The organism is Catellatospora sp. IY07-71, from assembly GCF_018326265.1.
Classification (GTDB): Bacteria; Actinomycetota; Actinomycetes; order Mycobacteriales; family Micromonosporaceae; genus Catellatospora.
This window is the reverse complement of record NZ_AP023360.1, coordinates 533,625-559,695: the sequence shown is the minus strand read 5'-3', so window position 1 is coordinate 559,695 and position 26,071 is coordinate 533,625. Positions and strand designations below refer to the sequence as shown.

Genomic DNA, 26,071 nt, shown 5'->3' with positions numbered 1-26,071 from the left:
CGGCGCTGCCAGCGTTGGCAGGGTGGTGACGGCAGGCGGGGGAGAAGCTCGGGAGCTGTTCAGCTGTTTATCGATTGGATGTCCCCGCGGCACGACGATTGCGGCGATCACTGGACCCGGCTCCCCGGCCCACTCGGGACAATGTGGAGCTCGGCCACCGTGGCTGCCCAGCCGATCTGGTGCCCATACTTGACCGCGCACTGGGCGCGGACGGTGACCTCGTGCGGGCTTGGGAGGTGGACGCGGAGATGGTGATCGTGGCCCCGGCCAGCTTCAACACGATCAACAAGTGGGTGTCCGGGATCAACGACAACGCAGCGCTCGGGGTGCTCAACAGCGCGCTCGGCGGGCGGGTGCCGATCGTGGTCAGCCCGTACGCGAAGGCCACTCTCGCCGCCCACCCGGCGTTCGAGCGGCACCTGTCGGAATTGGCCGCCTGGGGAGTCACCCTGACCGAGTGCAACGCGCTCCGCCCTGCACAGGCCGACGATGCGTACCGCTGGCGTGGCCTCCTCGACCTCCTTCCGGAGAGCGGCTGAGCACAACTTCCCCGCTTCTCGGCAAGGACGCCGCCACGTGGACCCGCACCACCGCCGCCACCATTCGAATGGGGTTGATGCCATGGCTGGGAGCTGGGATCAGTACGCGTAGGACCGCGCGCCGCGGCGGCTGCCGCCCATGCCAAGAACCGGTGGCCGGACCTCGACCTCGTCCACGGCGACGCTCTGGACTACCTCGAAGCCGGTGACGAGCCGTTCGACGCGATGTACTCCGTGTTCGGAGCGCTGTGGTTCGTTGATCCGGACGCGATGCTCCCGGCAGTACGCCGCCGGCTCCGAGGCGCCCTCGCCTTTTCCTGGTCGCACCTGAACGGGGTCACGGCGGCCGCCCGATGGGACTTCACGGCCCCGGAGTGGGCTGAGCGTCTCGACAAGCACGGGTTCGCCGACATCGAATGCCGGGAGATCGGGCGCCCCACGAATGCCGGTCGAGGGCACCCGACGTTTCTGGTTCGCGCCCGCACCGGCTCGTAGCACTTAGTGAAGATCGAAAACTGCACGGCAGGCGGATCTTGTGCACTTCGTGTCGTTCGGGCGACATGAACTGCACAAGATCTACTTGGGGTGGCGGAATCGCCGGCCGCGCCAAGATCGCCTAGGCCGCCGCTGGGCGCACTTTCCCCGAAAGTGCACGTCCGGGACCGGCTATTCGTGCACTTTCCCGGAAAGCGCGCCACGAACCCGGACGGGGTGGGCGGTTGTGAGAGGGTGAAAGCGTGAATCGACTCGGCGACGCGACCTCTCCCTACCTGCTGCAGCACGCTGACAACCCGGTGCACTGGTGGCCGTGGAGCGAGGAGGCGTTCGCGGAGGCGAAGCGCCGCGACGTGCCGGTGTTGATCTCCGTGGGGTACGCGGCGTGCCATTGGTGCCATGTGATGGCTCACGAGTCGTTCGAGGACGCGGTCGTGGGCGACCTGGTCAACGAGCACTTCGTGGCGATCAAGGTCGACCGCGAGGAGCGGCCCGACGTGGACGCGGTCTACATGTCGGCGACGCAGGCGATGACCGGTCAGGGCGGCTGGCCGATGACGATCTTCGCGGCTCCGGACGGCAAGCCGTTCCTGTGCGGCACGTACTACCCGAAGGCGCAGTTCACGAGGCTGCTGGGCGCGGTCGCGGACGCTTGGCGGGACCAGCGGCAGCAGGTGCTGGAGCAGGGTGACGCGGTGGTGGAGGCGATCGCCCGCAACCCGCTCGGCGGCGGTGCCGAGATCACCAAGGAGCTGCTGGACCACGCGGTGGAGCTGCTGCGCGGCGACTACGACACGGTGCGGGGCGGGTTCGGCGGGGCGCCGAAGTTCCCGCCGCACATGCTGATGCTGTTCCTGCTGCGCCACCACCGGCGCGCCGGGGACGCCGAGTCGCTGGAGCTGGCCCGGCACACCGGTGAGGCGATGGCCCGGGGCGGGATCTACGACCAGCTCGCGGGCGGGTTCCACCGGTACGCGGTGGACGCGACGTGGACCGTGCCGCACTTCGAGAAGATGCTGTACGACAACGCGCTGCTGCTGCGGGCGTACAACGAGATCTGGCGGCTGACCGGGGATCCGCTGGCGCAGCGGATCGCCACCGAGACGGCGCTGTTCCTGGTCAACGATCTGCAGACGCCGGAGGGCGGGTTCGCCTCGGCGCTGGACGCCGACACCGAGGGCGTGGAGGGCACCACCTACTCGTGGACCCCGGCGCAGCTGGCCGAGGTGCTGGGCGAGGACGACGCGAAGTTCGCGGCGGACCTGTTCGGGGTGACCGGCGCGGGCACGTTCGAGCACGGTACGTCGGTGCTGGTGCTCAAGCGCGACATCGACGACGCCGCGCCGCAGGTGCAGGAGCGCTGGTCGCGGGTGCGCGGGCTGATGATGGCGGCGCGCCGCGACCGGGCGCAGCCGATGCGCGACGACAAGGTGGTGGCCTCCTGGAACGGGCTGGCGATCACCGCGCTGTGCGAGTTCTGGCGCAACTCCACCGAGGTCGGCGGCGAGTCCTCCGTCGAGGAGGTGGACTTCCGTGCGGTCGCCGTCGAGGCCGGTGAGCTGCTGCTGACGCACCACCTGGTGGACGGCCGGCTGCGGCGGGTGTCGCGGGACGGCGCGGTGGGGCGGCCGGCCGGCGTGCTGGAGGACTACGGCTGCGTGGCGGAGGCGTTCTGCGCGCTGCACCAGGTCACCGGGGACGGGCGCTGGCTGGCGGCGGCGGGGGTGCTGCTCGACGTGGCGGGGGAGCGGTTCCGGGACGGGCAGGGCGGGTTCCACGACACCGCCGACGACGCCGAGCAGCTGGTGATCCGGCCCGCCGACCCGACCGACAACGCGACCCCGTCGGGGCTGTCGTCGCTGGTCAACGCGCTGCTGAGCTATGCGGCGCTGAGCGGGGAGCCGCGCTGGCGGGAGATGGCCGAGCGGGCGCTGTCCACGGTCGCGCCGCTGCTGGCCCGCCATCCGCGGTTCGCCGGGTATGCGGCGGCGGGCGCGGAGGCGCTGCTGTCGGGGCCGTACGAGATCGCGATCGTGACCGGCGACCCGGAGGGGGACCCGCTCGTGCTGACCGCGATCGAGCACGCGCCACCCGGCGCGGTGATCGTGGCGGGTCGCCCGGAGGCGCCGGGCGTGCCGCTGCTGGCGGGCCGCACGATGCTCGACGGGCAGCCCACGGCCTACGTGTGCCGCGGTTTCGTGTGCGACCGTCCCGTGACGACAACTGTCGAACTGGCGACAATTCTCGGCTGATAGCACTATATGAGCGGCCAAACGGACAATCCTGGCTAGGCTGAAAGCTCCCCCGAACGACAGTGGCGTGCCTGCCCCTGCCCCCGCAGTGGTGAAGTCACCGTCGCCCAGCCTGCCCTGAGGAGATGGTCGCGTGGCCGGTCTCGCCGCCCTGCTGAGTTTCGGCTCCGATCGCAGCTCCACCGAGACGCTCACCGCGCTGTCCCGGGCGCTCGCTCCGCGCGGCTCCGAGGAGGCCCGCGACGTCAACGGGTCGGCGAAACTGCTGGTGCGGGCCGCGCTGCCGATCGTGCACCGGCTCGACACCACCACGCTGATCGTGGACGGCATCGTCGAGCTGAGCACCCTGGCCAACCGGTACGCCGAGCGCGGGCCGCTGGGCCTGGTCGGCGGGGCCGACCCGTATACGCTGATCATGGCTGATCCGGAAGGGCTGGTGCTGGCGCGCAGCGGCGACGGCCCGCCGCTCTACTACGCCCGCACGCGCGGCTCGGTGCTGGTCGCCAGCGAGCCGACCGCGCTGCTCGCGGCGGGGGTGCCCGCCCGGCCCGATCCGGAGACCGTCGCCCGGTTCCTGGCGGTCGGCGGCTGCGACGAGGGCGCGGCCACCTTCTTCGACGGCATCCGCCGGGTGCTGCCCGACCAGGTCGTGGAGATCTCCGCCGGGCACACCGACGGGTGGCTGGTCCGCGCGCACCCGCCGGCCCGCCGCCGGGGTACGGCGATCACGGGCCGGATGGCGCTGCTCGGCTCGGTCGGCGAGGGGCGCCTGGGCGTGCTGCTCGGCCCCGGCCTGCCCGGCGCGGCCGTGCTCGGCGCGGCGCTGGCCGAGCACCCGCAGCACCGCGGGCTGCCGGTGTACTCGGTGAACTTCCCGGGGCTGCCGATGGACTCGTCGGCGTACGCATCCGCGCTGCTCGGGCCGCTGCCCGAGGCCAGCGTGCGGCACCGGGCGCTGCCGTTCTTCGCCGACGAGATCGACGTCGACGGCTTCCTCGCCGACGTCGGCGAGCCGGTGCCGGACCTGTCGGCGTACCTGGCCTGGGCCGTCGCCCGGTCCACCGGCGGCGAGGTGGACGCGCTGCTCGGCGCGGCCGGCTGGTGCGGGCCGGTGGGCCACCTGTCGCGGCTGGCCGACCGGGTCGCCGCCCGCTACGGCGTGGCGCTGCGCTTCCCCTACCGTGGCCTGGAGACCGGCGACGAGGCGCTGCGCGGCGAGCTGCGGGTGCTGGCCGAGCGCACCCTGCCGCCGGTGTCGCTGCGGGCCGCCGTCGCCGCGCCCGGCGCTGGTGGGGAGTCCTCGGTGGTCCGCCGTCCAGGCGGGCCGCCGGGACGAGCCACCAGCGAAGCCGCCACCCTGGAGCCGCCGCTGCGGGAGATCCTGGTGCGGCTGCGCGCCGAGATGATCGGGGCGCTGCTCTACCCGCACCACGGCCCGACCGACCACGACGGGCTCGCCGTCATGCAGCACCTGGGCGACGCAAGCGAGGCCGACGTGGCCCGGCTGTGGCGGCGCTACCTGCTGGAGCGCTGGCTGGTGACGGTCGTCGCGCCGCACGAGCGCCAGCCCGAGGTGCCCGCCGCGCGGCAGGCCCCGCCCCGGCCCCGCGCCGCCACGATCACCGCCGAGGGCGCCGAGTGGGTCACCCACGCCCTGGTCACCGAGCCCATCACCGCCGGGGACCGGGTCGCCGAGAAGTTCGCCTGGTACGTCGCCGAGTTCGCGCACGGCGCCGACAAGGCCGCCCGGCAGGCGCTGCGCCGGCCGTGGCACCTGCTCGTGGCGGCCAAGCCGGTCGCCGTCGCGCAGGGCCTGGCCAGGGCCATCTGGGAGATCGAACCCGGCTCGTACGCCCGCGGCCTGGTCCGCCTCGCCGGGCCCGCGCTCGGGCTGGCCGACCCGTGGAGCATGCAGGTCGCGCTCGACCACACCGGCCCGGCGCGGCTCGGGCTGGCCGCGCTCTGCGCCCGGCTGGGCCGGGTCAACTGGGCCGAGCGCGTCGCCGGGCCGCTGGCCCGGTCCGTCTGCCCGCCCCGCGAGCAGGCCTGCCCGCCCGCGCACCTGGCGGTGGTGCCGCCGCCGCGCCGCGCCGACCGGGTCGCCGAGGAGATCGTCGCGGCGCTGCGCAAGACGCTGCCCGACGACGTGTACGCCATGCTCGAAGGCTGCGCCGTGGTCGGCGCGGACGAGACCGGGCTGCGCCTGCTGGGCTGGTCGCGGCCCGGCGAGCCGCCCGCGGCCCTGCTCGCCCGGCTGTGCGCGCACAACCCGTTCGGGCAGGGCGACGAGCGTACGCCGCTGGTGCTGGCGCTCGCCGCACCGCGCCGGGTGGCCCAGCCCACCGCCCGCAAGGGCGCGAAGGCTTCGGCCCGGCGGCGCTGACTAGACTTCCGAAGCGATGGACACACGCACCGGCCTCCCTGTCGTCGGCATGATCGGCGGCGGCCAGCTCGCCCGAATGACCCACCAGGCGGCGATCGCCCTCGGCCAGTCGCTGCGGGTGCTGGCCAACGACGTCGACGAGTCCGCGGCGCTGGTCGCGGCCGACGTCCAGCTCGGCAGTCACACCGACCTGGCCGCGCTGCGCACCTTCGCCAAGTCCTGCGACGTGGTCACCTTCGACCACGAGCACGTGCCCGGCGAGCACATCCGCGCGCTGGCCGCCGAGGGCCACAAGGTCTTCCCCGGCGCCGACGCGCTGCGCTACGCCCAGGACAAGCACCAGATGCGCCGCCGGCTGTCCGAGCTGGGCGCGCCGGTGCCGCGCTGGGCGCCCATCGCCACCGCCGCCGAGCTGGTCGAGTTCGGGCTGCCCGCGGTCGTGAAGACGGCCCGCGGCGGGTACGACGGGCGCGGCGTGTTCGTCGTCAACGACGTCGAGGAGATCATCGACCTGCTGGCCAGCGGCGCCGAGCTGATCGTCGAGGAGAAGGTCGAGCTGCGCCGCGAACTCGCCGTGCAGGTCGCCCGCTCGCCGTACGGGCAGGTCGCGGTGTATCCGGTGGTCGAGACCGTGCAGCAGGACGGCATCTGCGTCGAGGTGCTCGCCCCCGCCCCGGACCTGCCGGAGGACGTCGCGATCGGGGCGCAGCAGCTCGCCATCCGCATCGCGAACGAGCTGGGCGTGGTCGGCCTGCTGGCCGTCGAGCTGTTCGAGACCCCGCAGGGACTCGTGATCAACGAGCTGGCCATGCGGCCGCACAACTCCGGGCACTGGACCATCGAGGGCGCCCGCACCTCGCAGTTCGAGCAGCACCTGCGCGCCGTCCTCGACTACCCCATGGGCGACACCGCGCTCGCCGCACCCGCCGTCGTCATGGTCAACGTGCTGGGCGGTCCGGAGGGCGGCATGTCCATCGACGAGCGGCTGCACCACCTGATGGCTGCCGAGCCCGGCGTGAAGGTGCACCTCTACGGCAAGCAGACCCGGCCCGGCCGCAAGATCGGGCACGTCACCGCGCTCGGCGCCGACCTGGCCGACTGCCGCCGCCGCGCGGCCCGCGCCGCCCACTGGCTGACCTACGGCACCGCGCCCGCCTGAGCGGCCGCACCAGCGAACCACCGGATCGGGCCGCCGTGCGCGGCTTCGGCGAGCGCAACGAGGAGAACGCGATGACTGACCAGACCCCGGCGCCGCAGGTCGGGATCATCATGGGGTCCGACTCGGACTGGCCCGTGATGAAGCCCGCCGCCGAGGCGCTGGCCGAGTTCGGCGTGACCTACGAGGTCCACGTCGTGTCCGCGCACCGCACGCCGCAGCTGATGATCGACTACGGGCGGTCGGCGGCCGACCGCGGCCTCAAGGTCATCATCGCGGGCGCGGGCGGCGCGGCCCACCTGCCCGGCATGGTCGCCAGCGTGACGCCGCTGCCGGTGATCGGCGTCCCGGTGCCGCTGAAGTACCTCGACGGCATGGACTCGCTGATGTCGATCGTGCAGATGCCGGCCGGCATCCCGGTCGCCACCGTCTCCATCGCCGGCGGCCGCAACGCGGGCCTGCTCGCGGCCCGCATCCTCGGCGCCCACGACGCCACCCTCCGCGCCGCCCTCACCGACTACGCCCACAGCCTCACCGAACTCGTCGCCCAGAAGGACGCCGCCCTCCAGTCCGCCCTCTGACGGCCCCCTCTCGACCGTCCGGCCTGCCGTCTTTGATCGTCCGGCCTGCCGTCTTTGATCGTCCGACTTGCCTGGCACTCGGGCGTATCTTGTGCGCGCATTCGCCCATGTGCCTGGCAAGTCGGACGATCTTGGCGCCGCGCCGCGCCGCGCCGCGTCCGCGCGGACGGCGGTGGGCGGTGGGCGGGTGTCAGCGGAACTGTTTGTAGCGGTCGGTGGCGCGGCGGCGGCGTTCGGAGTTGGCGCCGAGGACGATGAGGACGATGCCGCCGATCAGGACGCCGAGCCAGGTCGTGCCGACCAGGGTGAGGGCGTGCAGGGCGGCGATGACGGTGACCGCCGCGCCGACCGCGACGGGGGCCTGCTGGCCGTAGCGGGAGCCGACGACCAGCGTGATGATCGCGGCGACCAGGAGCCCGACCTCGCGGATCGGGTTCGTGGTCGTCACCAGCACCACCACGACGGTCGGGCCGAAGCCCGCGATCAGCGCCGGGCCGTACGCCGCCCAGCTGCCCAGCTGCGGCCGCTGCCGTAGCTCCAGCAGGCCGACCGCGAGCGCGAGCAGCGCGAACGGCAGCGTGTACGCCTCCGGCAGCGCCACGTCCGCGGTGCGCATGATCAGCCACCACGCGGCGATCTCGCTGGCCGCGGCGGCCCAGAACAGCACCCGGCGCTGCCCGGCGGGCCGCCCGGCCCGGGTCGCCGCGATGCCGAGCACCGCCCCCCAGCCGACGAGCAGCGCGGCGACCTGCGACGGTGCCCGCACGGCGAGCCCGAGCGCGATGACCCCGGCGGTGTACCCGGCCCACTCGACCGCCTGCGCCTCGCGCAGCGCCTCGGGCCGGGTGAAGCGCGGGTGCAGCGCCGCGCCGACGATCAGGATCGCGCCGACGGCGAGCACGCCGAACGCCGCCCACTCGGGCTTCGCGCCGACCCGCAGGCTGACGGTCAGCACGAACAACTGCGCGGCCAGCGCCGCGCCGAGCCAGCCGAGGATGCGGGCCCGCTGCGACTTGCCGCCGAGCGCGGCGACGGCCCCGACGGCGACGGCCCCGCCGAAGGTGAAGATCGTCATGCCGGGGGTGGCGAGCGCGCCCGCCAGCCCGGCGCCGCCCGCGACCAGGCCCAGCAGCAGCACCGCGACGCGGGCGAGCCGGATCGGGCGATCGGTGTCCTCGCCGGTGGGCGGCTCGGTCAGCGCGACGCTGAGCATGCAGACGGTGAACACGCCGAGCCCGGCCAGCACCGACGCGGGCCAGGCCAGGCCGAGCCCGGCGGGGGCGATGAGCAGGGTGACGGCCGCGCCGGGCACGACCACCGACACGGCGCGGGTGGGCCCGCCGCCGAAGCCGACCGCGGCGATGCCCGCGGCCACCGTGAGCAGCACCGCGGTGAGCACCGCGGCGACGTCGCCGGGGCCGGTCGCGGCCGTGGGCGGCCCCTGCCAGATCGCGTTGAGGCTGTCGTACGGCCGGACCAGCGCCTCGTGCAGCGCGGAGGTCAGCGAGAACAGCGCGATCAGAGCCGGTGCCGCCGCGGCGGCCGCCGCCATCGCGCCCGGGTAGGACGGCCAGCGGCGGCTGCGCTCGATCAGCTCCAGGCGGGCGTCGAAGCCGACGCGCCAGCGCTGCGGCCCCTCCCGGGGGATCCGGCGCGGCGCGGGGACGGCCACCCGTTCCGGAGTGAGCCCGAGCTGGTCGCGCGTGCTGGTGCGCAGCAGCTCGGCGAGCACCACGAGCAGCACCGCCGCGGCGGCGTACACCCCGGCGGGATAGGACGTTGGCAGCGCGAGCAGGGCGATCAGCGTGCCGGAGACCGCCACGCCGACGGTGCCCCAGCCGAGGTAGGGCGCGGCGGGGCGGCGCGCCGCGGCGAGCGCGGCCAGGCCGATGCTGGTGCCGCCGAGCGCCGCGGTGAGCACGATGTCGACGGGCTTGTCCAGGCTCGCGGCCAGGGCGGCGAGCGCCGCGGGCCCGGCCAGCAGCACGGCGAGCACGCCCGCGCCGCCGAGCACGTCGAGGTGGGCGGGGGCCCGCCGGTCCAGCGCGGCCGGCTCGCCGGGCTCCGGCTCACCGGCGGCGAGTTTCGCCTGCCGGGTCATGAGGACGGCCATCAGCACCATCGCCGCGCCGACCAGCGCGATCATGCCGAGCGCGGCGGCGGTGGTCCACGGCCGCACCAGCGCCGCGCCGAGCGCGTGCAGCGCGACCGCGGTGGCCACGGCCAGCCGGGTGTACCCCGCGCGCGGGTCGACGGCGACGGCCGCGGCCAGGGCGTACCCGGTGGCGATGGTCAGGCCGAGGACGATCGGGGCCCACCAGGGCCAGCCGAGCGCCGCCGGGGCGCCGACGGTGGCCAGGATCGCGGCGATCGCGGCGCCCTGGTGGCTGCGCGGCGGCGGCAGCGTGATCGCGCTGGCCGCGGCCAGGATGATCAGCGCGACGGGCGCCTGCCAGCCGAAGCCGACGTCGCCGCCGATCGGGGCCAGGTCGGCGGCCCACAGCTCACCGGGCAGCGCGAGCGCCTTGATGCCGCCGGCCAGCGCCGGGTAGCCCGCGACGGCGATCAGCACGACGCCCGCCACGGCGCTGCCCGCGACCGGGCCGCGCCGCAGGTCCTCGGGCAGCAGCCGGACGCACCCGCCCACGGCGAGCACCAGCAGCGCCGCCAGCACCAGCCAGTACTGCGGGGCGATCAGGTGCGCGGTGCGGGCCAGCGCCGCGACCAGCGCGACGGTGACGGCGGCGGCGGCGAAGTCCGCGCCGTCCAGCGCGCGGTCGGCACGGCGGCCGGAGTCGATGGAGGGGGCCAGCGCCAGCAGGATCGCCGAGATCAGCAGCAGCGCGCCGAGTCCCGCGTCGAGCGCGGTCGTGTCCGCCACCCCGAACGCGGCCCCGGCGATCACCAGGGCGCCCAGCCCGGCGCCCAGCGCCAGCGGGCTGCCGATGCGCCGCTGCGCCACCAGCCGCGCCGCGACCAGCGCCAGCACGGCGGCGCAGGCGAGGAACGCGGTGGCCAGCGCGACCTGCTCCCCGGCCGCCGGGAACAGGGTGAGCACCCCGGTGCCGACCGCGATCGGCGCGGCGAAGGCCGCGGCACCCGCCGCGGCGTCCCCGAGCAGCACCGTCGCGGGCGGCGTCAGCCCGGCCCCGGCCGGACCCTCCGCCATGGACAGCGTGGGGTTCTCACCGGCGGGCGCGGGCAGTACGCGCTGCGCGCCCGCCAGCACCACGCCCGCCACCGTGAACACGGCCATCAGCCCGGCCGTGGACCAGGTGTGGGCCAGCGCGACGCCCGTGGCGACCCCGCCGACCAGGAACGAGGCGATCAGGTGCGCGCGGGCGGCCCGGGGTGTGGTCGCGGCCCACGGCGCGCTGCCCGCGCCGCCCAGCCCGGCGACACCGATCCCGGCCCCCAGCAGCACGATGGCGGCGATGGCCAGCACCCACTGGGTGGCGACCCAGCTCAGCTGCAGCGAGGCCGGGGCGGCCAGCGCGGTGAGCGCCGCCCCGCCGACCACGGTCTCGTGCCGCCAGGCGGCCGGCAGCGCCAGCGCGGCGGCCACGGTGAGCAGCGCGACCGTGGCCACCAGCGGCCAGCCGGGGTGCCCGGCCCGCTGCGCGATCTCGGCGCCGAAGCCGTCGACGTCGGCCGAGCCCACCGGCCAGGCCGCGGCGACCGGCGCGAGCGCGGCCCGCAGCGCGGTGCCCGCGACGAACAGTCCCAGCACGACCAGCGCCAGGGTGGAGGCGAGCTGCGGCCCGCGCCGGGTCGGCTCCGGCACGGCGCGTACGCCGAGCCCGGTCACCGCCACCGCGGCGGCGATCACCAGCAGCGCCCGGTCGGGCAGCGCGACCACGGCGACCCGCGCCGCCGAGCCGATCACGGCCAGCACCATGGCCCCGGCGGCCAGCTCGCTCAGCGGCGCCCGGCGCAGCATCAGCGTGCCGACCAGGGCGACCGCGACCGCGAGCAGCAGGGTGGCCGCGGCCCGCCCGACCGACGGCACGGTGTCCGCGGTGAGCAGCGCGGCCACGGCGTACACGACGGCCGCCGCGATAGCCAGGCCGTGCAGGATCCAGGCCAGCTCGCGCAGCCAGAACGCGGACTCGCGGGCGGCGGTGGGCCGGGCCGGCGGCCGCCGCATGAACTCGGCCAGGGTGTGCGGCAGCGCGGCCCGCGAGCCGGACGCGTTGGCGATCTCCACGGCCCGCGCGATGACCGCGTTCTGCGCGGCGACCACGGTCAGCACCACGGCCCACCCGGCGGGCCCGTTGATGAGGTCGTACAGCAGTAGCGGCAGCACCGGCTGGATGGCCAGCACCACCGCGTAGCGCGGGATGGTCAGGCCGGTGGCGCGGTGGTAGAGGTACGCGATCGCGGCCGTCACCGCGAAGACCAGCCCGGCCACGATCACCAGCGAGGTGTCGATCAGGCTGAGCTGCGCCAGCAGGTAGCCGTCGATGGGCAGCAGGGCCAGGCCGACCCCGGCGAGCGCCTCGGCGGTCGACGACAGGCCGCCCTTGACCAGGCTCGGCGCGATGCCGAGCAGCACCGCGGTGACCACGGCGAGCACGGTCAGCCGGATGCCCGGGTCCACGTTGCTGAGCGCGACGGCGGCGAAGACCACCGCGGCGATGCCGATCAGCAGCGAGCCCAGCGCCAGCATGATGTTCTGCACCGAACGCGGCGACGCCTCCGGCTCGTGCTCGGGCAGCGGCGCGACGCGCGGGGCGGTGCGCGGCGCGGTCCGCCTGGGCCCGTCACCGGGCGGGCCGGGCGGCTGCCGGGGCACGTCCGCGCCGTCGGCAGCCGGGGCCGTAGCGGCCGGCGCGGCGGTCGGATCCTTCGCGCCGGGCGGCTTGGGGATCCAGCGCCGCTGCTTCGGCGCGGCCTTCTTCTGCCGCTGCGCCTCGGCGTGGGCCAGGATGTCCCGCTGGTAGAGCGCCGCCTGCAGCTTGCCACTGAGCTTCTTGCGCTCGCCGGACAGCCGGACGTCTTCGGCGTTCATCTCGGCGATGGCCTTGTTGAGCCGGGCCACCTCGGCCGCGAGCTGCTCCGGCGTGTTGCCGCAGTGCGGGCAGCGCACGGTGGGGTCTTCCCGCTCCCGGCCACACATCGAGCACGTGCTGGCCGCAGCCATGGCAACCTCCGACTCCCGGCACGTCATTGAACGATGACGCGGCGTGTGGATCGATTACCGGCAGCATGTCTGATCGGAGTGACCTTTGAAAAGCCCCATTTCAGTCAGGTAGCGGCAGCGCACGCGTTCGGCCACGAAGATCGTGGAACGCCCGGGAATGTGAAAGAGCCCACCCGCGCGGCGGATGGGCTCTTTCGGCAGATCAGCGGTCAGACCGTCGGGCGGCCCAGGGCGCGCAGGGTCCAGCCGGCCGACTTCCACGCCGAGGCGTCGAGGCAGTTGCGGCCGTCGATGACCAGCTTGGTGTTGACGACCTCGCCCAGCGCCACCGGGTCGGCGTTGCGGAACTCGGCCCACTCGGTCAGCACGCACACCAGGTCCGCGTCGGCCACCGCGTCCACCAGGGACTTGGCGTACTCGACCTCGGGCAGCGAGCGCTTGGCGTTCTCCATGCCCTGCGGGTCGTACACGTGCACGTCGGCCCCGGCGCGCGAGAGCATGCCCGCCACGGCGAGCGCGGGCGCGTCGCGTACGTCGTCGGAGTTGGGCTTGAAGGTCGCGCCGAGCACGGCGATCCGGGTGCCGGACAGGTCCGGGCCGGCCGGGCCGAAGCGGCGGCCGAGCAGCCCGGCGGCCAGGTTCAGCACGCGCTGGCGGCGGCGCAGGTTGATCAGGTCGACCTCGTGCAGGAAGCGCAGCGCCTCACCGGCGCCCAGCTCCTGGGCGCGGGCCTGGAACGCGCGGATGTCCTTGGGCAGGCAGCCGCCGCCGAAGCCGACGCCCGACTGCAGGAAGCGGTTGCCGATGCGCGGGTCGTAGCCCAGCGCGCGGGCGAGCTGCGTCACGTCGCCGCCGGCCACCTCGCACACCTCGGCCATCGCGTTGATGAACGAGATCTTGGTGGCGAGGAACGAGTTCGCGGCGACCTTGACCAGCTCGGCGGTGGCGAAGTCGGTGGCGACCACCGGCACCTCGCGGTCCTCGGTGGCGGCCAGGTCGAACACGCCCTTGTGCGCGGCGTGCAGCAGTGAGTTCGACCACTCGGTCTTGGTGGCCACCACGATGCGGTTGGGGCGCATGACGTCGTCGACGGCGAAGCCCTCCTGCAGGAACTCGGGGCTCCACGCGACCTCGACGGCCAGCTCCGGGCGGGCGTGCTTGGCGACGAGCTGCTCGACCCACTCCGCGGTGCCCACCGGCACGGTGGACTTGCCGACGATGAGCGCCTTGCGCGTCAGGTGCTGGGCCAGGTTGGTGACCGACGCCTCGACGTAGGTCAGGTCGGCGCCCAGGCCGTTGGCCCGCTGCGGGGTGCCCACGCAGATGAAGTGCACGTCACCGAAGTCGGCGGTCTCCTGGTACGACGTGGTGAAGCGCAGCCGTCCCGCGGCCAGGTTGCGGCGCAGCATCTCGTCGAGACCGGGCTCGTGGAAGGGCACCTGGCCCTGGCCGAGCTTCTCGATCTTGTCCACGTCCACGTCGAAGCCGATGACCTCGTAGCCGAGCTCGGCGTAGCAGATGGCGTACGTGGCTCCCAGGTAGCCGGTGCCGATGAACGTCAGCCGGGGCCGCGCGGCACCGGAGGGAGGGGTGACGGGGGCGGGCTGGCTCGCGTACGGGAGGGTCACGCGCTGTCTCCTAATCCGCAAGGGCTGGGGGGTGAACGGGTTTGAGCAGATGAGGAGCCTACGCCCTGTCCAGCCCAGAGGAAAGTTTACCGTGAGGGGTGGACAGGGAAACCTGAGCGAGCGTTAAGCTACCGCCCGGTACGAATCACTGGTCAGAGGAGGTCTCGGTGTTCGACCTGTACCAGCTCTCCGAGGAGCACAAGGCGATCCGCGAGGCGGTACGCGAGGTCTGCGACGCCAAGGTGGCCCCCAACGCCGCCCACGCTGACGAGGCCGGCGAGTTTCCGCAGGCCAGCCTGGACGCACTGCGCGCGTCGGACTTCCACGCCCCACACATCCCGGAGGAGTACGGCGGCGCGGGCGCGGACGCCCTGGCCACGGCCATCGTCATCGAGGAGGTGGCGCGCGCCTGCGCCTCGTCCTCGCTCATCCCCGCGGTGAACAAGCTCGGCACCATGCCGCTGCTGCTGTCCGCGTCCGCCGAGCTCAAGCAGCGTTACCTGCCCAAGGTCGCGGCCGGCGAGGGCATGTTCTCCTACTGCCTTTCCGAGCCGGAGGCGGGCAGTGACGCCGCAGCCATGACAACCCGGGCAGTTCGTGACGAAGATCACTATGTGCTCAACGGGGTCAAGCGCTGGATCACCAACGCCGGCGTGAGCGAGTACTACACCGTCTTCGCGGTCACCGAGCCCGGCGTCGGCGCCAAGGGCATCTCCGCGTTCGTCGTCGAAAAGGCCGACCCCGGCGTCAGCTTCGGCGCCCCCGAGCGCAAGCTCGGCATCAAGGGCTCGCCGACCCGTGAGGTCTACCTCGACAACGTGCGCATCCCCGCCGACCGCATGATCGGCGCGCCCGGCACCGGCTTCGCCACCGCCATGCGCACCCTGGACCACACCCGCGTCACCATCGCCGCCCAGGCGATCGGCATCGCGCAGGGCGCGCTCGACGCGGCGCTGGCGTACGTCAAGGAGCGCCGCCAGTTCGGCAAGCCGATCGCCGACTTCCAGGGCGTGCAGTTCATGCTCGCCGACATGGGCATGCGGCTGACGGCCGCGCGCGAGCTGACCTACGCGGCCGCCGCCCGCTCCGAGCGCGACGACGCCGACCTCACCTACTACGGCGCCGCCGCGAAGTGCTTCGCCTCCGACGTGGCCATGGCCATCACCACCGACGCGGTCCAGCTGCTCGGCGGCTACGGCTACACGAAGGACTTCCCGCTGGAGCGCATGATGCGCGACGCCAAGATCACCCAGATCTACGAGGGCACCAACCAGGTCCAGCGCATCGTCATGGCCCGCCAGCTCCTCAAGGGCGTCATCTGACACCTCCCGCGGCCGGCCCGCACCGGGCCGGCCGCCGGCTGTGATCGGCCGCAGTTTCGGGGAAAGTGCAGTAATTCCTGCTGGCTGAGCCGCAGTTTCCCCGAAACTGCGGCCGCTCCGCGTGCGCGATCCGGCTGCGCTCGGCAGCCGGCCCGCTCGCTCAGGGTCGTGTTCGGCCGGTGGCTTGGGCGCGTATCTCGTGGGTGGCGGCGAGCAGCGCGTCCGCGGCGTGTCCGAAGTAGTCGAAGAGCACCGCCAGCTCCTCGGGCCGGTAGCGCCGGAACACCTCGGCCAGCCGCTGCCGCGCCGGGTCGACGATCGGGCCCACGTCGAGCGCGGGCACCGGCTCCACCAGCACCCGCCGCCGGTCGGCCGGGTCGGCGTTGCGGCGTACGTGCCCGGCGCGCTCCAGGCGGTCGATGAGGCGGGTGGTCGCGCCGGTGGTCAGGCCGGTGCGCTCGGCGAGCTCGCCCGAGGTCAGGCGGCCGGCCAGGTTGAGCACGCTGAGCGCGGCCCAGTCGGTGGGGTGCATCCCGGCCGCGTCCGCCGCCGCCTGCGTGTATGCGGTCACCGCGTCGAGATGGCGCCGGAACGCCTCGTGGGCCCCCGCGGGCAGGCCCTTGGGCGGCGTGTCGTCGGACATGGCGGTGCGGGCTCCTCTGCACTAATCTCTGCATGCATGCAGATATTGCATCTGTGCAGTATCTGTATACCCGTAACCATGCTAGGAGGACCCGTGTCCGACCGCACCGCCGACCTCGCCGCGATCCAGCAGCTCCTGGACGGCATCGTGCGTGCCTGGGACGCCGCCGACGCCGACGCGTTCGGCCGCGCCTTCACCGCCGACGCCTCGTACGTCACCTTCGTCGGCACCTGCTACCGGGGCCGCGCCGACATCACCGAGAGCCACCGGGCCCTGTTCCGGGCGTTCACCAAGGGCACCCGGATGGCGTCCGAGACGGTCAGCACCACGTTCCTCGGCCCGGACGTCGCCGTCGTGGTCGGCCGCGGCGACACGTTCAAGGGCCGCCGCCGCGCCCTCTCGAAGATCCAGACCTATGTCCTGGTACGCGAACCCGGCGGCTGGCGGGTCGCGGCCTTCCACAACACCCGCCGCCGCGGGCTGATGGAGCGGGTCCAGTTCCGCTTCGCCCCCGGCACCCGGCCCGCCGTCCGCTAGCAGCGAAACGGCCGTCGGGATTGGCCTGACCGCACGCCGGGTACCCGGTCGGCAACGACAGCCGTGACGAGGAAGGCTCCCATGACACAGACCGATTGGGCCGCGGACAGCCGGGTCAGCGGACAGGTCGTGATCGCGACCTACGAGACGTACGCCGAGGCCGAGCGGGCCGTCGACCACCTCTCCGACCAGGGCTTCCCGGTGGAGCGCACGGCCATCGCGGGCCGCGGGCTCAGCCTGGTCGAGCAGGTCACCGGCCGGATGACCGGCTGGCGCGCGGCGGGCCAGGGCGCGCTCAACGGCGCGCTGGTGGGCGGCCTGTTCGCCTGGCTGTTCGGCTTCTTCAACTGGATCACCCCGCTGATGTCGCTGCTGCTGCTCGTGCTCTACGGGGCGCTGTTCGGCGCGGTCGCGGGCGCGCTGTTCGGCCTGGCCGGCCACGTCCTCAGCGGCCGCCGCCACGACTTCTCCTCGGTCTCGGCCATGCAGGCCGACCGCTACCAGATCCTGGTCGACGCCTCCGCCGCCGACGAGGCCCTGCGCCTCCTCGAAACCCCCGACACCCCTTCGCGTTGATCATGAACTTATGGGCGTGATGAACGGCGTGTCGCGACCCCGACGCCGTGATCACCTCGGCGGCCTCGACGGGCCGTTTAGGCGATCACGGTGGCAGGGTCGCGACACGCCGCCGAACACGCCCATAAGTTCATGATCAACGCGGTCGGGGCGGGTGGGAGGGGGTCAGACCTCGACGAGGGGGGTGTCGACGAGGTGTTCGGCGAGGAACCAGGCCTGCATCTCGCCGGTGCGGATCACCTGGCTGACGAGCAGGTCGTTGGTGCCGTCGTCGCCCATCTCGTCGGCGCGGCGGGCCGCGTCGTGGGCGGCGATCAGGATGGTCTCGTGGGCCTCCAGGAGGCGGGAGATCATCGCGGGGACCTCCTCCACGCCGTCCGGCGGGCGGGGGATCACGGTGATCTCGGCGATGTGCCGGGGATCGCCGATGGCGACGCCGCCGAGGCTCTGGATCCGCTCGGCGATCACGTCGACGAGCTCCAGCTGCTCGCCCGCGTGCTTGTCCAGCAGCAGGTGCAACTGGTAGAACGTCGGGCCGCGCATCAGCCAGTGGTGCTTCTTGTAGAGGCTGTACAGGATCTGGGTGTCGGCCAGGCACTGGTTGAGCCGCTCGCACGAGTACATGCGCGCGTCGTGGGACAGGCCCACGGGCAGCTGCCGCACGGTGCCGAACTCCTGGATCTGCGCACCCTTCTGGTGCAGCGCGGGCTGGCTGCCGCGGGTGGCGGTCTTGCCGGGCGACTTGGTGGTGGGCATCGATGTGTTCCTCTCGTTGCGGCCCGCGCGGAAGCGGTCCAGCGCAGGCTCATGGTCGGCACACCGGGGCCAGTCTTTCAGGACACACCCTGGTTGAGCTGCCAGATCGCGAAGTTGAGCGCGGCCGCGAAAGTGACCCAGAGCCAGTACGGCACCAGCAGCCACGCCGCCGCGCGGGAGATCCGGGCAAACAGCCACACCGTCGCGCCGATGGCCAGCCACAGCAGCGTGATCTCGGCGAACGCCCAGCCGTAGGCGCCGGCGCCGAAGAACAGCGGGGTCCACGCCGCGTTGAGCACCAGCTGGGCGGCGTACACCAGCAGCGCGGGGCCGAACCCGGCGCGGCGCCAGGCCAGCCAGCCGGCGATCGCGATCATCACGTACAGCACGGTCCAGACCGGCCCGAACAGCCAGGACGGCGGCGCCCAGGCGGGCCGGGCGAGCGCGGCGTACTGCCCGCCGGCGTCGCTCACGGCGAGCCCGCCGATCCCGGCCGTGACCAGCACGGCCAATGCGAATCCGGCGAGCGCCCAGGGGGTGCCCGGCGGTCTGCGTACGGCGTCAGTGCTCATCTCTTCCAGGTAACCCGCCCCCGGCGAGCCGAAACCCGCGAGGATGGCAGGCATGGTGCAGACGTATGAGCAGGGCACCCCGTGCTGGGTCGATCTCGGCAGCACGGATCTGGACGCCTCGGCCGCCTTCTACGGCGGCCTGTTCGGCTGGACCGCCGAGGACCTGGGCCCGGACGCCGGGGGATACCGCATCCTGCGCAAGGACGGCCGCCAGGTGGCCGGTCTCGGCCCGGCCACCGACCTCGACCGGGGCAGCACCTGGTCGACGTACTTCGCCACCGACGACCTCCAGTACACCGCGATCAAGGTCGAGGAGCACGGCGGCCGGGTGGTGGCCCCGGCGATGGACGTGATGGGCCAGGGCCGGATGGCGGTCTTCACCGACCCCGAGGGCGCCTTCCTGTCCGCGTGGCAGGCGCTGGCGTTCGGCGGCTTCGAGCTGGCCAACGAGCCCGGCAGCGTCACCTGGAACGAGCTGACGACCTCCGACGTCGACGCCGCCAAGGTGTTCTACCAGGAGGTGTTCGGCCTCGCCATGCGCGACGTGTCGATGGGCGAAGGGCTGACGTACACCCTGTTCGAGGCGGAGGGGCGGCCGGTCGCCGGGGCCATGCCCATCGACCCGGCCTGGGGCCCGATGGCGCCGCACTGGTCGGTGTACTTCGCCGTCGACGACTGCGACGCGGCGTACGCGAAGGCGCTCGACCTCGGCGCGATCAAGGTGATGCCGCCGGAGGACTCGCTCGCCGGGCGCTTCGCCATCCTGAAGGATCCGCAGGGCGCGACGTTCTCCGTGATCAGGAATAATCCAGACTTCTCCATCTGACGGGCGCTTAAGCATTCGGCCCGCGATGGCTATGGTTTCGGGGTGACCGAGCCGAGACTGACCGTCGTCATCCCGATGTACAACGAGGAGGCGGTGCTTCCCCTGCTCGTGGCCCGGCTGCGGCCGGTCCTCGACGGGCTGGGCCGCACCTACGAGGTGCTCGCGGTCGACGACGGCAGCCGGGACGACACCGCGGCCCTGGTCACCCTCATGCGGGCCAACTGGCCGCAGCTGCGCCTGGTCCGGCTGCGCCGCAACAGCGGCCACCAGGCCGCGCTCACCGCGGGCCTGCACCGCTCGCGCGGCGACTACGTGGTCACCATCGACGCCGACCTGCAGGACCCGCCCGAGGTCATCGCGCAGATGCTCGACCTGGCCGAGGAGCGCGGCCTCGACATCGTCTACGGCGTGCGCGGCGACCGGGCCAGCGACACCGCGTTCAAGCGGGGCACCGCCGGGCTGTACTACCGGCTGATGCGCAGCATCGTGGGCAAGAAGATGCCCTACGGCGCGGGCGACTTCCGCATGCTGAGCCGGGCGATGGTCGACGCGCTGCGCGGCCTGCCCGAGCAGACGCCGGTCTACCGCCTGCTGGTGCCGTGGCTCGGCTTCCCCAGCGGCGAGGTCACCTACGTGCGCGAGAAGCGCGCGGCGGGCACCAGCAAGTACCCGCTCGGCAAGATGATCAAACTGACCGTGGACAGCGTCATCAGCTTCACCGCCGCGCCGCTGCGGCTGGCCATCTGGCTGGGCGCGGTCGGCGCGCTGGCCTGCGTGATCGCCGCGGGCAAGGTGCTCTGGGCGTACTGGCAGGGCGCGGTCGTGCCCGGCTGGACGTCGCTGTCGCTGGTGGTGCTCTTCCTCGGCGCCTGCCAGCTGATCTGCCTCGGCCTGCTCGGCGAGTACGTCGGCCGCATCTACCAGGGCATCCAGGGCCGCCCGGCCTACTTCATCGGCTCCGACACGCTCGACGAGCGGGACGAGCCCGACTACGTGGACGAGCCGGTGCGCCCGCGCCGGGCGCCGGGCTCCCGGGCGGCGCGCGCCTGACCTGCGCCGCTCGGGATAATTAGGAAATCTAACTGTTAGGTCTCTTGACTGTTGCGCGCTCCCGCGTGAAGGTTCGCATTGGACGAACGATGGGAGTGCATATGCTCAGATCTCTGCTCCGCCCGGGTGTCGCCGGGGCGCTCGCCCTGGCCCTGGGCGCCGGATTCCTGGCCGCCGGCCCCGCGGCCGCTGCCGGGGGCGGTTCCCCCAAGCCGGACGTGCCGAAGAAGGTGATCTCCGCCTACTTCACGAACTGGTCCGTCTACGGGCGCGGCTACTTCGTCAAGGACATCCCGGCCGACAAGCTCAACGTGATCCAGTACGCCTTCGGGGTGCCGACGTTCGACCAGGCCACCGGCAAGGTGGGCTGCGACGTGCTCGACCCGTGGGCCGACTACCAGCAGGTGTACTGGGGTCCGGAGAACACCGTGGACGGGGTCGCCGACACCTACCCCGGCCAGAACGTCTACGGCAACTTCAACCAGCTGCGCAAGCTGAAGGCGGCCAACCCCCACCTGAAGATCGAGATCTCGCTGGGTGGCTGGACGAAGTCCACCTGGTTCTCCAGCGTGTCCAAGACCGCCGAGCGCCGCCAGGCGTTCGTCGCGGCATGCATCGACACCTTCATCAAGGGCAACCTGCCGACCGGCGGCTGGCCGGAGGACGCCGGCGGCATCGGCGTCGCCAAGGGCATCTTCGACGGCATCGACCTGGACTGGGAGTACCCGACCGCCAAGGCCGACAACAACGTCGACTACGGCCCGGAGGACCGCCACAACGCGACGCTGCTGGCCCAGGAGTTCCGCCGCCAGCTCGACGTGCAGGGCAAGGCCGACGGCAAGCACTACCTGCTGACCGCCGCGCTGCCCGCCGCCAAGAGCTCCACCAAGTACTACGAGCTGCGCGAGTTCGTGAAGTCGCTGGACTGGGTCAACATCATGACCTACGACTTCAACGTGCCCGGCGGCTCCGTCGCCGGCCCGAGCACCCTGTTCACCCGCGACCCGCGCGACCCGAACGCGGGCGACTGGACCTGGAACACCGTCGGCACGGTCGGCTACTACCTCGCCCAGGGGGTGCCCGCCAACAAGATCGTCGTCGGCGTGCCCTTCTACGGCGTGCAGTACATCCGCAACCCCGACGGGCTCTACGGCGCGTTCGACAACACCGGGATGAACCCCGACTCGCTGATCTGGGATCAGAAGCCGCAGCCGTCGTACCACGACCTGGTCGACGTCGCGGGCGTGCTCAGCCCGGACGGCACCGCCACCGGCGGCTGGACCCGCAGGTGGAACCCGCTCGCGGGTGAGCCGTACCTGGTCAACCCGGCCGCGGAGCACGTGCTGGCGTCCGGCACGGTCACCGCGCCGACCACGATCGTGTACACCGATCCGAAGTCGCTCGCCGAGCGCACCGCGCTGATCAAGCTGCTCGGCCTGCGCGGCGCGATGGCGTGGGAGCTGAGCCAGGACTCCGACGACCACGCGCTGATCGGCGCGCTGGGCCCGGTCCTGCGCTGAACGTACGGCGGGGTCGGCGTGGCCGCTGTCGCGGTCAGGCCGGCCCCGTCGGCGCTGTGAGCGAAAACCGCTGGTCGTCCGGGCGGGGGAGCGGCTTATCCTTGCGGGCGTCATGACATCGCAGTCCGAGCCGGCGGCGCGCCGCAACAGGCCGCCCCGCAACCCCAGCCAGCTCGTAGAGCTGCGTAAACGCGTCGACGTGCTGTTGGCGCAGGATCAGCGTCGGCTCTCCCGGCGCCTCGACGGCGTACGCCGGATGAAGCCCGGGGAGGCGCTGGACGCCGCCGTGGCGCAGATCACGGAGGCCGTCGCCAAGGCCGAGGAGCGGATCGCCCTGCGGGCCGCCAACGTGCCGCAGGTCACCTACCCCGACGAGCTGCCGGTCAGCCAGAAGCGCGACGACATCGCCGCGGCGATCCGCGACCACCAGGTCGTGATCATCGCGGGCGAGACGGGCTCCGGCAAGACCACCCAGATCCCGAAGATCTGCCTCGAACTCGGGCGCGGCCAGCGCGGGCTGATCGGCCATACCCAGCCGCGCCGGCTGGCCGCCCGTACGGTCGCCGAGCGCATCGCCGAGGAGCTGCAGACGCCGCTCGGCGGCGTGGTCGGGTGGAAGGTCCGGTTCACCGACCACGTCGGCGACGAGACCATGGTCAAGCTGATGACCGACGGCATCCTGCTCGCCGAGATCCAGCACGACCGCACGCTCAGCCAGTACGACACGCTGATCATCGACGAGGCGCACGAGCGCAGCCTCAACATCGACTTCATCCTCGGCTACCTGAAGCAGCTGCTGCCGCGCCGCCCCGACCTCAAGGTGATCATCACCTCGGCGACGATCGACCCGGAGCGCTTCGCGGCCCACTTCGCGACCGTCCCGGCGGGTGGCGGCGAGCCGGTCCCGGCCCCGATCGTCGAGGTGTCCGGGCGCACGTACCCGGTCGAGGTCCGCTACCGCCCGCTTGTCGTCGCGGGCGACGAGGACGACAACGACGACGAGCGCGACCAGATCCAGGCGATCTCCGACGCGGTCGACGAGCTGGCCCTGGAGGCGGCCGGCGACGTGCTGGTCTTCCTCAGCGGCGAGCGCGAGATCCGGGACACCGCCGAGGCGCTGCGCAAACGCAACCTCCGGCATACGGAGATCCTGCCGCTGTACGCCCGGCTGTCCACCGCCGAGCAGCACAAGGTCTTCCAGCCGCACACCGGCCGCCGCATCGTGCTGGCCACCAACGTGGCCGAGACCTCGCTGACCGTGCCGGGCATCAAGTACGTGGTCGATCCGGGCACGGCCCGCATCTCCCGCTACAGCAACCGGCTCAAGGTGCAGCGGCTGCCCATCGAGCCGGTCTCGCAGGCCTCGGCCAACCAGCGCAAGGGCCGCTGCGGGCGCACCTCGGACGGCATCGCGATCCGGCTCTACGACGAGACGGACTTCGTCAACCGGCCGGAGTTCACCGAGCCGGAGATCCTGCGTACCAACCTGGCCTCGGTCATCCTGCAGATGATCTCGCTGGGGCTGGGCGACATCGCGGCGTTCCCGTTCATCGACCCGCCGGACCGGCGCCACATCGCAGATGGTGTTGACCTTCTACATGAATTGGGCGCGCTGGAGGCGCCGGTGCGCGGCGAGCCGGGGCGGCTCACCCCGCTGGGCCGCAAGCTGGCGCAGCTGCCGGTCGACCCGCGGCTGGGCCGCATGGTGCTGGAGGCCGACCGCAACGGCTGCCTGCGCGAGGTGCTGATCATCACGGCGGCGTTGTCCATCCAGGACCCGCGCGAGCGCCCGGCGGACAAGCAGCAGGCCGCGGCCGAGAAGCACGCCCGCTTCGCGGACAAGGACTCGGACTTCGTCGCGTACCTCAACCTCTGGAACTGGCTCAAGGAGCAGCAGAAAGAGCTGTCGTCCAACCAGTTCCGGCGGACCTGCAAGACGGACTTCCTGCACTACCTGCGCATCCGCGAGTGGCAGGACCTGGAGTCGCAGCTGCGCCAGGTGGTCAAGGGCATGGGCTTCACGCTCAACACGGTGCCCGCCGAGCCGCAGCGGCTGCACCAGTCGCTGCTGTCCGGCCTGCTGTCGCACATCGGCCTGTACGACCCGGAGAAGCGCGACTTCATCGGCGCCCGCAACGGCCGCTTCTTCGTCTCGCCGGGTTCGGCGCTGTTCAAGAAGTCGCCGCGCTGGGTGATGGTCGCCGAGCTGGTCGAGACGTCCCGGCTGTGGGGCCGCATCGCCGCCAAGATCGAGCCCGAGTGGGCCGAGAGCCTGGCCGAGCACCTGGTGAAGCGGCAGTACAGCGAGCCGCACTGGGAGAAGAAGCAGGCCGCGGTGCTGGCATACGAGAAGGTGACCCTCTACGGCATCCCCATCGTGGCCAAGCGCAAGGTCAACTTCGGCCGGATCGACCCGGCGCTGTCGCGCGAGCTGTTCATCCGGCACGCGCTGGTCGACGGCGACTGGGAGACCCCACATCGGTTCTTCCACGCCAACCGGGACCTGCTCGCCGAGGTCGAGGAGCTGGAGCACCGGGTACGCCGCCGCGACATCCTCGTCGACGACGGCACCCTGTTCGACTTCTACGACGCCCGCATCCCGGCCGACGTGGTCTCCGGCCGCCACTTCGACACCTGGTGGAAGGCGGCTCGCCGCCAGACCCCCGAGCTGCTCGACTTCGAGAAGTCGATGCTGGTCAACGAGACCGCGGGCGGCGTCGACGAGGCCGACTACCCGGACGTGTGGCGGCAGGGCGAGTTCGAGTTCCCGCTTACCTACCAGTTCGAGCCCGGCGCCGACGCCGACGGCGTCACGGTCCACATCCCGCTGCCGCTGCTCAACCAGGTCTCCCCGGCCGGGTTCGACTGGCAGATCCCGGGCCTGCGCGAGGAGCTGGCGGTGGCGCTGGTCCGCTCGCTGCCCAAGTCGATCCGGCGCAACTTCGTGCCCGTGCCCGACTACGTACGCGAGGCCATCGCCGGGCACAAGCCCGACGGGGAGCCGCTGCTCGGGCTGCTGGAGCGGCAGCTGCGCACGATGACCGGCGTGGTCGTGGCGCGCGAGGCGTGGGAGCCGGACAAGGTGCCCGACCACCTGCGCATGACGTTCCGGGTGGAGGACGAGAAGGGCGCCCGGCTGGCCGAGGGCAAGGACCTCGCCGCGCTCAAGCGCCAGCTCCGGGACAAGGCGCAGGCCGCCGTCGCGGCCGCCGCCGACGACATGGAGCAGCACGGCCTCAAGGCGTGGACCATCGGCCCGCTGGCCAAGGTCGTCGAGCGGCAGCGCGGCGGGTACGCCGTCAAGGGCTATCCAGCGCTGGTCGACGAGGGCGAGACCGTCGGCGTCGGCGTGTTCGACAGCCCCGGCGAGCAGTGGACCGCCATGTGGCGGGGCACCCGCCGCCTGGTGCTGCTCGGCGCGCCGCCGCCGCTGAAGTCACTTCAGGGCCGGCTGTCCAACCAGGCCAAGCTGGCACTGAGCCGCAACCCGCACGGCAGCGTGAACAAGCTGCTCGAAGACGTGGTCACCACCGCGGTCGACAAGGTCATCATCGAGGCGGGCGGCCCGGCGTGGGACGCCGACGCGTTCGCCGCCCTGGTCGCCAAGGCGCGGGCCGACATGCCGGACACCATGTACGAGATCCTCCAGCTGCTGGAGCCGATCCTGTCGTCGGCGTACGACATCGACCGGCGGCTCAAGTCGATCACGAACGTGCTCCTGGTGCGCTCGGTGGCCGACATCCGCGCCCAGCTCACCGGCCTGGTGTACCCGGGCTTCGTGGCCGCCACCGGCCTGCGCCGCCTACCGGACCTGGCCCGCTACCTCCGCGCCGTCGAGCAGCGCCTCGCCAAACTCCCCGAGCAGCCCCAACGCGACCGCGAGCGCCTCCTCCTGATCGAGGACGTCCAGCAGGAGTACGCCGACGCCAAGGCCGCCATCCGCCCCGGCGCCCCCGGCTGGGACACCCTCGCCGAGGTCCGCTGGATGATCGAGGAACTCCGCGTCAGCTACTTCGCCCAGTCCCTCGGCACCCCCTACCCCGTCTCCGACAAGCGCATCTACCGCGCCCTAGCCACCCTCCCCACCTGACC

At 72.8% G+C, this 26,071-nt stretch carries 17 protein-coding genes; 12 read left to right on the top strand and 5 right to left on the bottom strand.

The window, feature by feature from the left end:
* Nucleotides 1–221 precede the first annotated feature (221 nt).
* The 5 genes from CS0771_RS02470 to purE all read left to right on the top strand — a co-directional run bounded on the left by CS0771_RS02470 (nucleotide 222) and on the right by purE (nucleotide 7,406).
* Nucleotides 222–539 (top strand): flavoprotein, encoded by a 318-nt coding sequence (locus CS0771_RS02470; RefSeq protein ID WP_244870556.1) that lies wholly within the window; start codon nucleotides 222–224, stop codon nucleotides 537–539.
* 737 nt (nucleotides 540–1,276) lie between these two features.
* Complete coding sequence (locus CS0771_RS02465; RefSeq protein ID WP_212839602.1) at nucleotides 1,277–3,286, top strand: thioredoxin domain-containing protein; 2,010 nt, start codon at nucleotides 1,277–1,279, stop codon at nucleotides 3,284–3,286.
* Between the two features lie 133 nt (nucleotides 3,287–3,419).
* On the top strand, nucleotides 3,420–5,669 hold the full coding sequence (locus CS0771_RS02460) for a hypothetical protein (RefSeq protein ID WP_212839601.1): 2,250 nt from the start codon (nucleotides 3,420–3,422) through the stop codon (nucleotides 5,667–5,669).
* A gap of 16 nt (nucleotides 5,670–5,685) precedes the next feature.
* Nucleotides 5,686–6,828 carry a 5-(carboxyamino)imidazole ribonucleotide synthase gene (locus CS0771_RS02455; protein WP_212839600.1) on the top strand — a complete coding sequence of 381 codons (1,143 nt, stop codon included), beginning with the start codon at nucleotides 5,686–5,688 and terminating at the stop codon, nucleotides 6,826–6,828.
* Between the two features lie 71 nt (nucleotides 6,829–6,899).
* Nucleotides 6,900–7,406 carry a 5-(carboxyamino)imidazole ribonucleotide mutase gene (purE, locus tag CS0771_RS02450; protein WP_212839599.1) on the top strand — a complete coding sequence of 169 codons (507 nt, stop codon included), beginning with the start codon at nucleotides 6,900–6,902 and terminating at the stop codon, nucleotides 7,404–7,406.
* A gap of 190 nt (nucleotides 7,407–7,596) precedes the next feature.
* On the opposite strand, the gene CS0771_RS02445 is transcribed toward purE, so the two are convergent.
* Both CS0771_RS02445 and CS0771_RS02440 read right to left on the bottom strand, forming a co-directional pair.
* Nucleotides 7,597–12,549, bottom strand: coding sequence for an SCO7613 C-terminal domain-containing membrane protein (locus CS0771_RS02445; RefSeq protein ID WP_212839598.1), 4,953 nt, complete (start codon nucleotides 12,547–12,549; stop codon nucleotides 7,597–7,599).
* Between the two features lie 209 nt (nucleotides 12,550–12,758).
* On the bottom strand, nucleotides 12,759–14,111 hold the full coding sequence (locus CS0771_RS02440; protein WP_371821545.1) for a UDP-glucose/GDP-mannose dehydrogenase family protein: 1,353 nt from the start codon (nucleotides 14,109–14,111) through the stop codon (nucleotides 12,759–12,761).
* Between the two features lie 233 nt (nucleotides 14,112–14,344).
* Between CS0771_RS02440 and CS0771_RS02435 the strand changes: the two genes are divergently transcribed.
* Nucleotides 14,345–15,499: an acyl-CoA dehydrogenase family protein gene (locus tag CS0771_RS02435; RefSeq protein WP_212839597.1), complete on the top strand. Its 1,155-nt coding sequence runs from the start codon at nucleotides 14,345–14,347 to the stop codon at nucleotides 15,497–15,499.
* 160 nt (nucleotides 15,500–15,659) lie between these two features.
* Here the strand turns inward: CS0771_RS02435 and CS0771_RS02430 are convergent, their stop codons facing one another.
* Nucleotides 15,660–16,142 (bottom strand): MarR family winged helix-turn-helix transcriptional regulator, encoded by a 483-nt coding sequence (locus CS0771_RS02430; protein ID WP_244870555.1) that lies wholly within the window; start codon nucleotides 16,140–16,142, stop codon nucleotides 15,660–15,662.
* A gap of 93 nt (nucleotides 16,143–16,235) precedes the next feature.
* On the opposite strand from CS0771_RS02430, the gene CS0771_RS02425 reads away from it, so the two are divergent.
* Nucleotides 16,236–16,679, top strand: coding sequence for an SgcJ/EcaC family oxidoreductase (locus tag CS0771_RS02425; protein WP_244870554.1), 444 nt, complete (start codon nucleotides 16,236–16,238; stop codon nucleotides 16,677–16,679).
* A gap of 81 nt (nucleotides 16,680–16,760) precedes the next feature.
* The gene (locus CS0771_RS02420; RefSeq protein WP_212839595.1) at nucleotides 16,761–17,255 is read left to right on the top strand and encodes a general stress protein; all 495 of its coding nucleotides are present in this window, start codon (nucleotides 16,761–16,763) and stop codon (nucleotides 17,253–17,255) included.
* Between the two features lie 165 nt (nucleotides 17,256–17,420).
* Here the strand turns inward: CS0771_RS02420 and CS0771_RS02415 are convergent, their stop codons facing one another.
* Nucleotides 17,421–18,011, bottom strand: coding sequence for a Dps family protein (locus CS0771_RS02415; RefSeq protein ID WP_212839594.1), 591 nt, complete (start codon nucleotides 18,009–18,011; stop codon nucleotides 17,421–17,423).
* Nucleotides 18,012–18,088: 77 nt separating this feature from the next.
* A complete protein-coding gene (locus tag CS0771_RS02410) occupies nucleotides 18,089–18,583 on the bottom strand; it encodes a TspO/MBR family protein (protein ID WP_212839593.1) in 495 nt (164 codons plus the stop codon).
* A 52-nt stretch (nucleotides 18,584–18,635) separates the two neighbouring features.
* Between CS0771_RS02410 and CS0771_RS02405 the strand changes: the two genes are divergently transcribed.
* From CS0771_RS02405 to hrpA, 4 genes are all read left to right on the top strand, one after another.
* Nucleotides 18,636–19,409 carry a VOC family protein gene (locus tag CS0771_RS02405; RefSeq protein WP_244870553.1) on the top strand — a complete coding sequence of 258 codons (774 nt, stop codon included), beginning with the start codon at nucleotides 18,636–18,638 and terminating at the stop codon, nucleotides 19,407–19,409.
* 42 nt (nucleotides 19,410–19,451) lie between these two features.
* Nucleotides 19,452–20,459, top strand: a complete 1,008-nt coding sequence (locus CS0771_RS02400; protein WP_212839591.1) for a glycosyltransferase family 2 protein — start codon at nucleotides 19,452–19,454, stop codon at nucleotides 20,457–20,459.
* A 101-nt stretch (nucleotides 20,460–20,560) separates the two neighbouring features.
* Nucleotides 20,561–21,979, top strand: coding sequence for a glycoside hydrolase family 18 protein (locus tag CS0771_RS02395; RefSeq protein ID WP_212839590.1), 1,419 nt, complete (start codon nucleotides 20,561–20,563; stop codon nucleotides 21,977–21,979).
* 112 nt (nucleotides 21,980–22,091) lie between these two features.
* Nucleotides 22,092–26,069: an ATP-dependent RNA helicase HrpA gene (gene hrpA / locus CS0771_RS02390; RefSeq protein WP_212839589.1), complete on the top strand. Its 3,978-nt coding sequence runs from the start codon at nucleotides 22,092–22,094 to the stop codon at nucleotides 26,067–26,069.
* The last annotated feature ends 2 nt before the right edge of the window (nucleotides 26,070–26,071 follow it).

Bases quoted from the DNA above. Each gene is read 5' to 3' on its own strand.
- CS0771_RS02420 (WP_212839595.1), top strand. From the start codon at position 16,761: ATGACACAGACCGATTGGGCCGCGGACAGCCGGGTCAGCGGACAGGTC.
- purE (WP_212839599.1), top strand. From the start codon at position 6,900: ATGACTGACCAGACCCCGGCGCCGCAGGTCGGGATCATCATGGGGTCC.
- hrpA (WP_212839589.1), top strand. From the start codon at position 22,092: ATGACATCGCAGTCCGAGCCGGCGGCGCGCCGCAACAGGCCGCCCCGC.
- CS0771_RS02395 (WP_212839590.1), top strand. From the start codon at position 20,561: ATGCTCAGATCTCTGCTCCGCCCGGGTGTCGCCGGGGCGCTCGCCCTG.
- CS0771_RS02430 (WP_244870555.1), bottom strand. From the start codon at position 16,142: ATGTCCGACGACACGCCGCCCAAGGGCCTGCCCGCGGGGGCCCACGAG.
- CS0771_RS02405 (WP_244870553.1), top strand. From the start codon at position 18,636: ATGGTGCAGACGTATGAGCAGGGCACCCCGTGCTGGGTCGATCTCGGC.
- CS0771_RS02455 (WP_212839600.1), top strand. From the start codon at position 5,686: ATGGACACACGCACCGGCCTCCCTGTCGTCGGCATGATCGGCGGCGGC.
- CS0771_RS02410 (WP_212839593.1), bottom strand. From the start codon at position 18,583: ATGAGCACTGACGCCGTACGCAGACCGCCGGGCACCCCCTGGGCGCTC.
- CS0771_RS02445 (WP_212839598.1), bottom strand. From the start codon at position 12,549: ATGGCTGCGGCCAGCACGTGCTCGATGTGTGGCCGGGAGCGGGAAGAC.
- CS0771_RS02415 (WP_212839594.1), bottom strand. From the start codon at position 18,011: ATGCCCACCACCAAGTCGCCCGGCAAGACCGCCACCCGCGGCAGCCAG.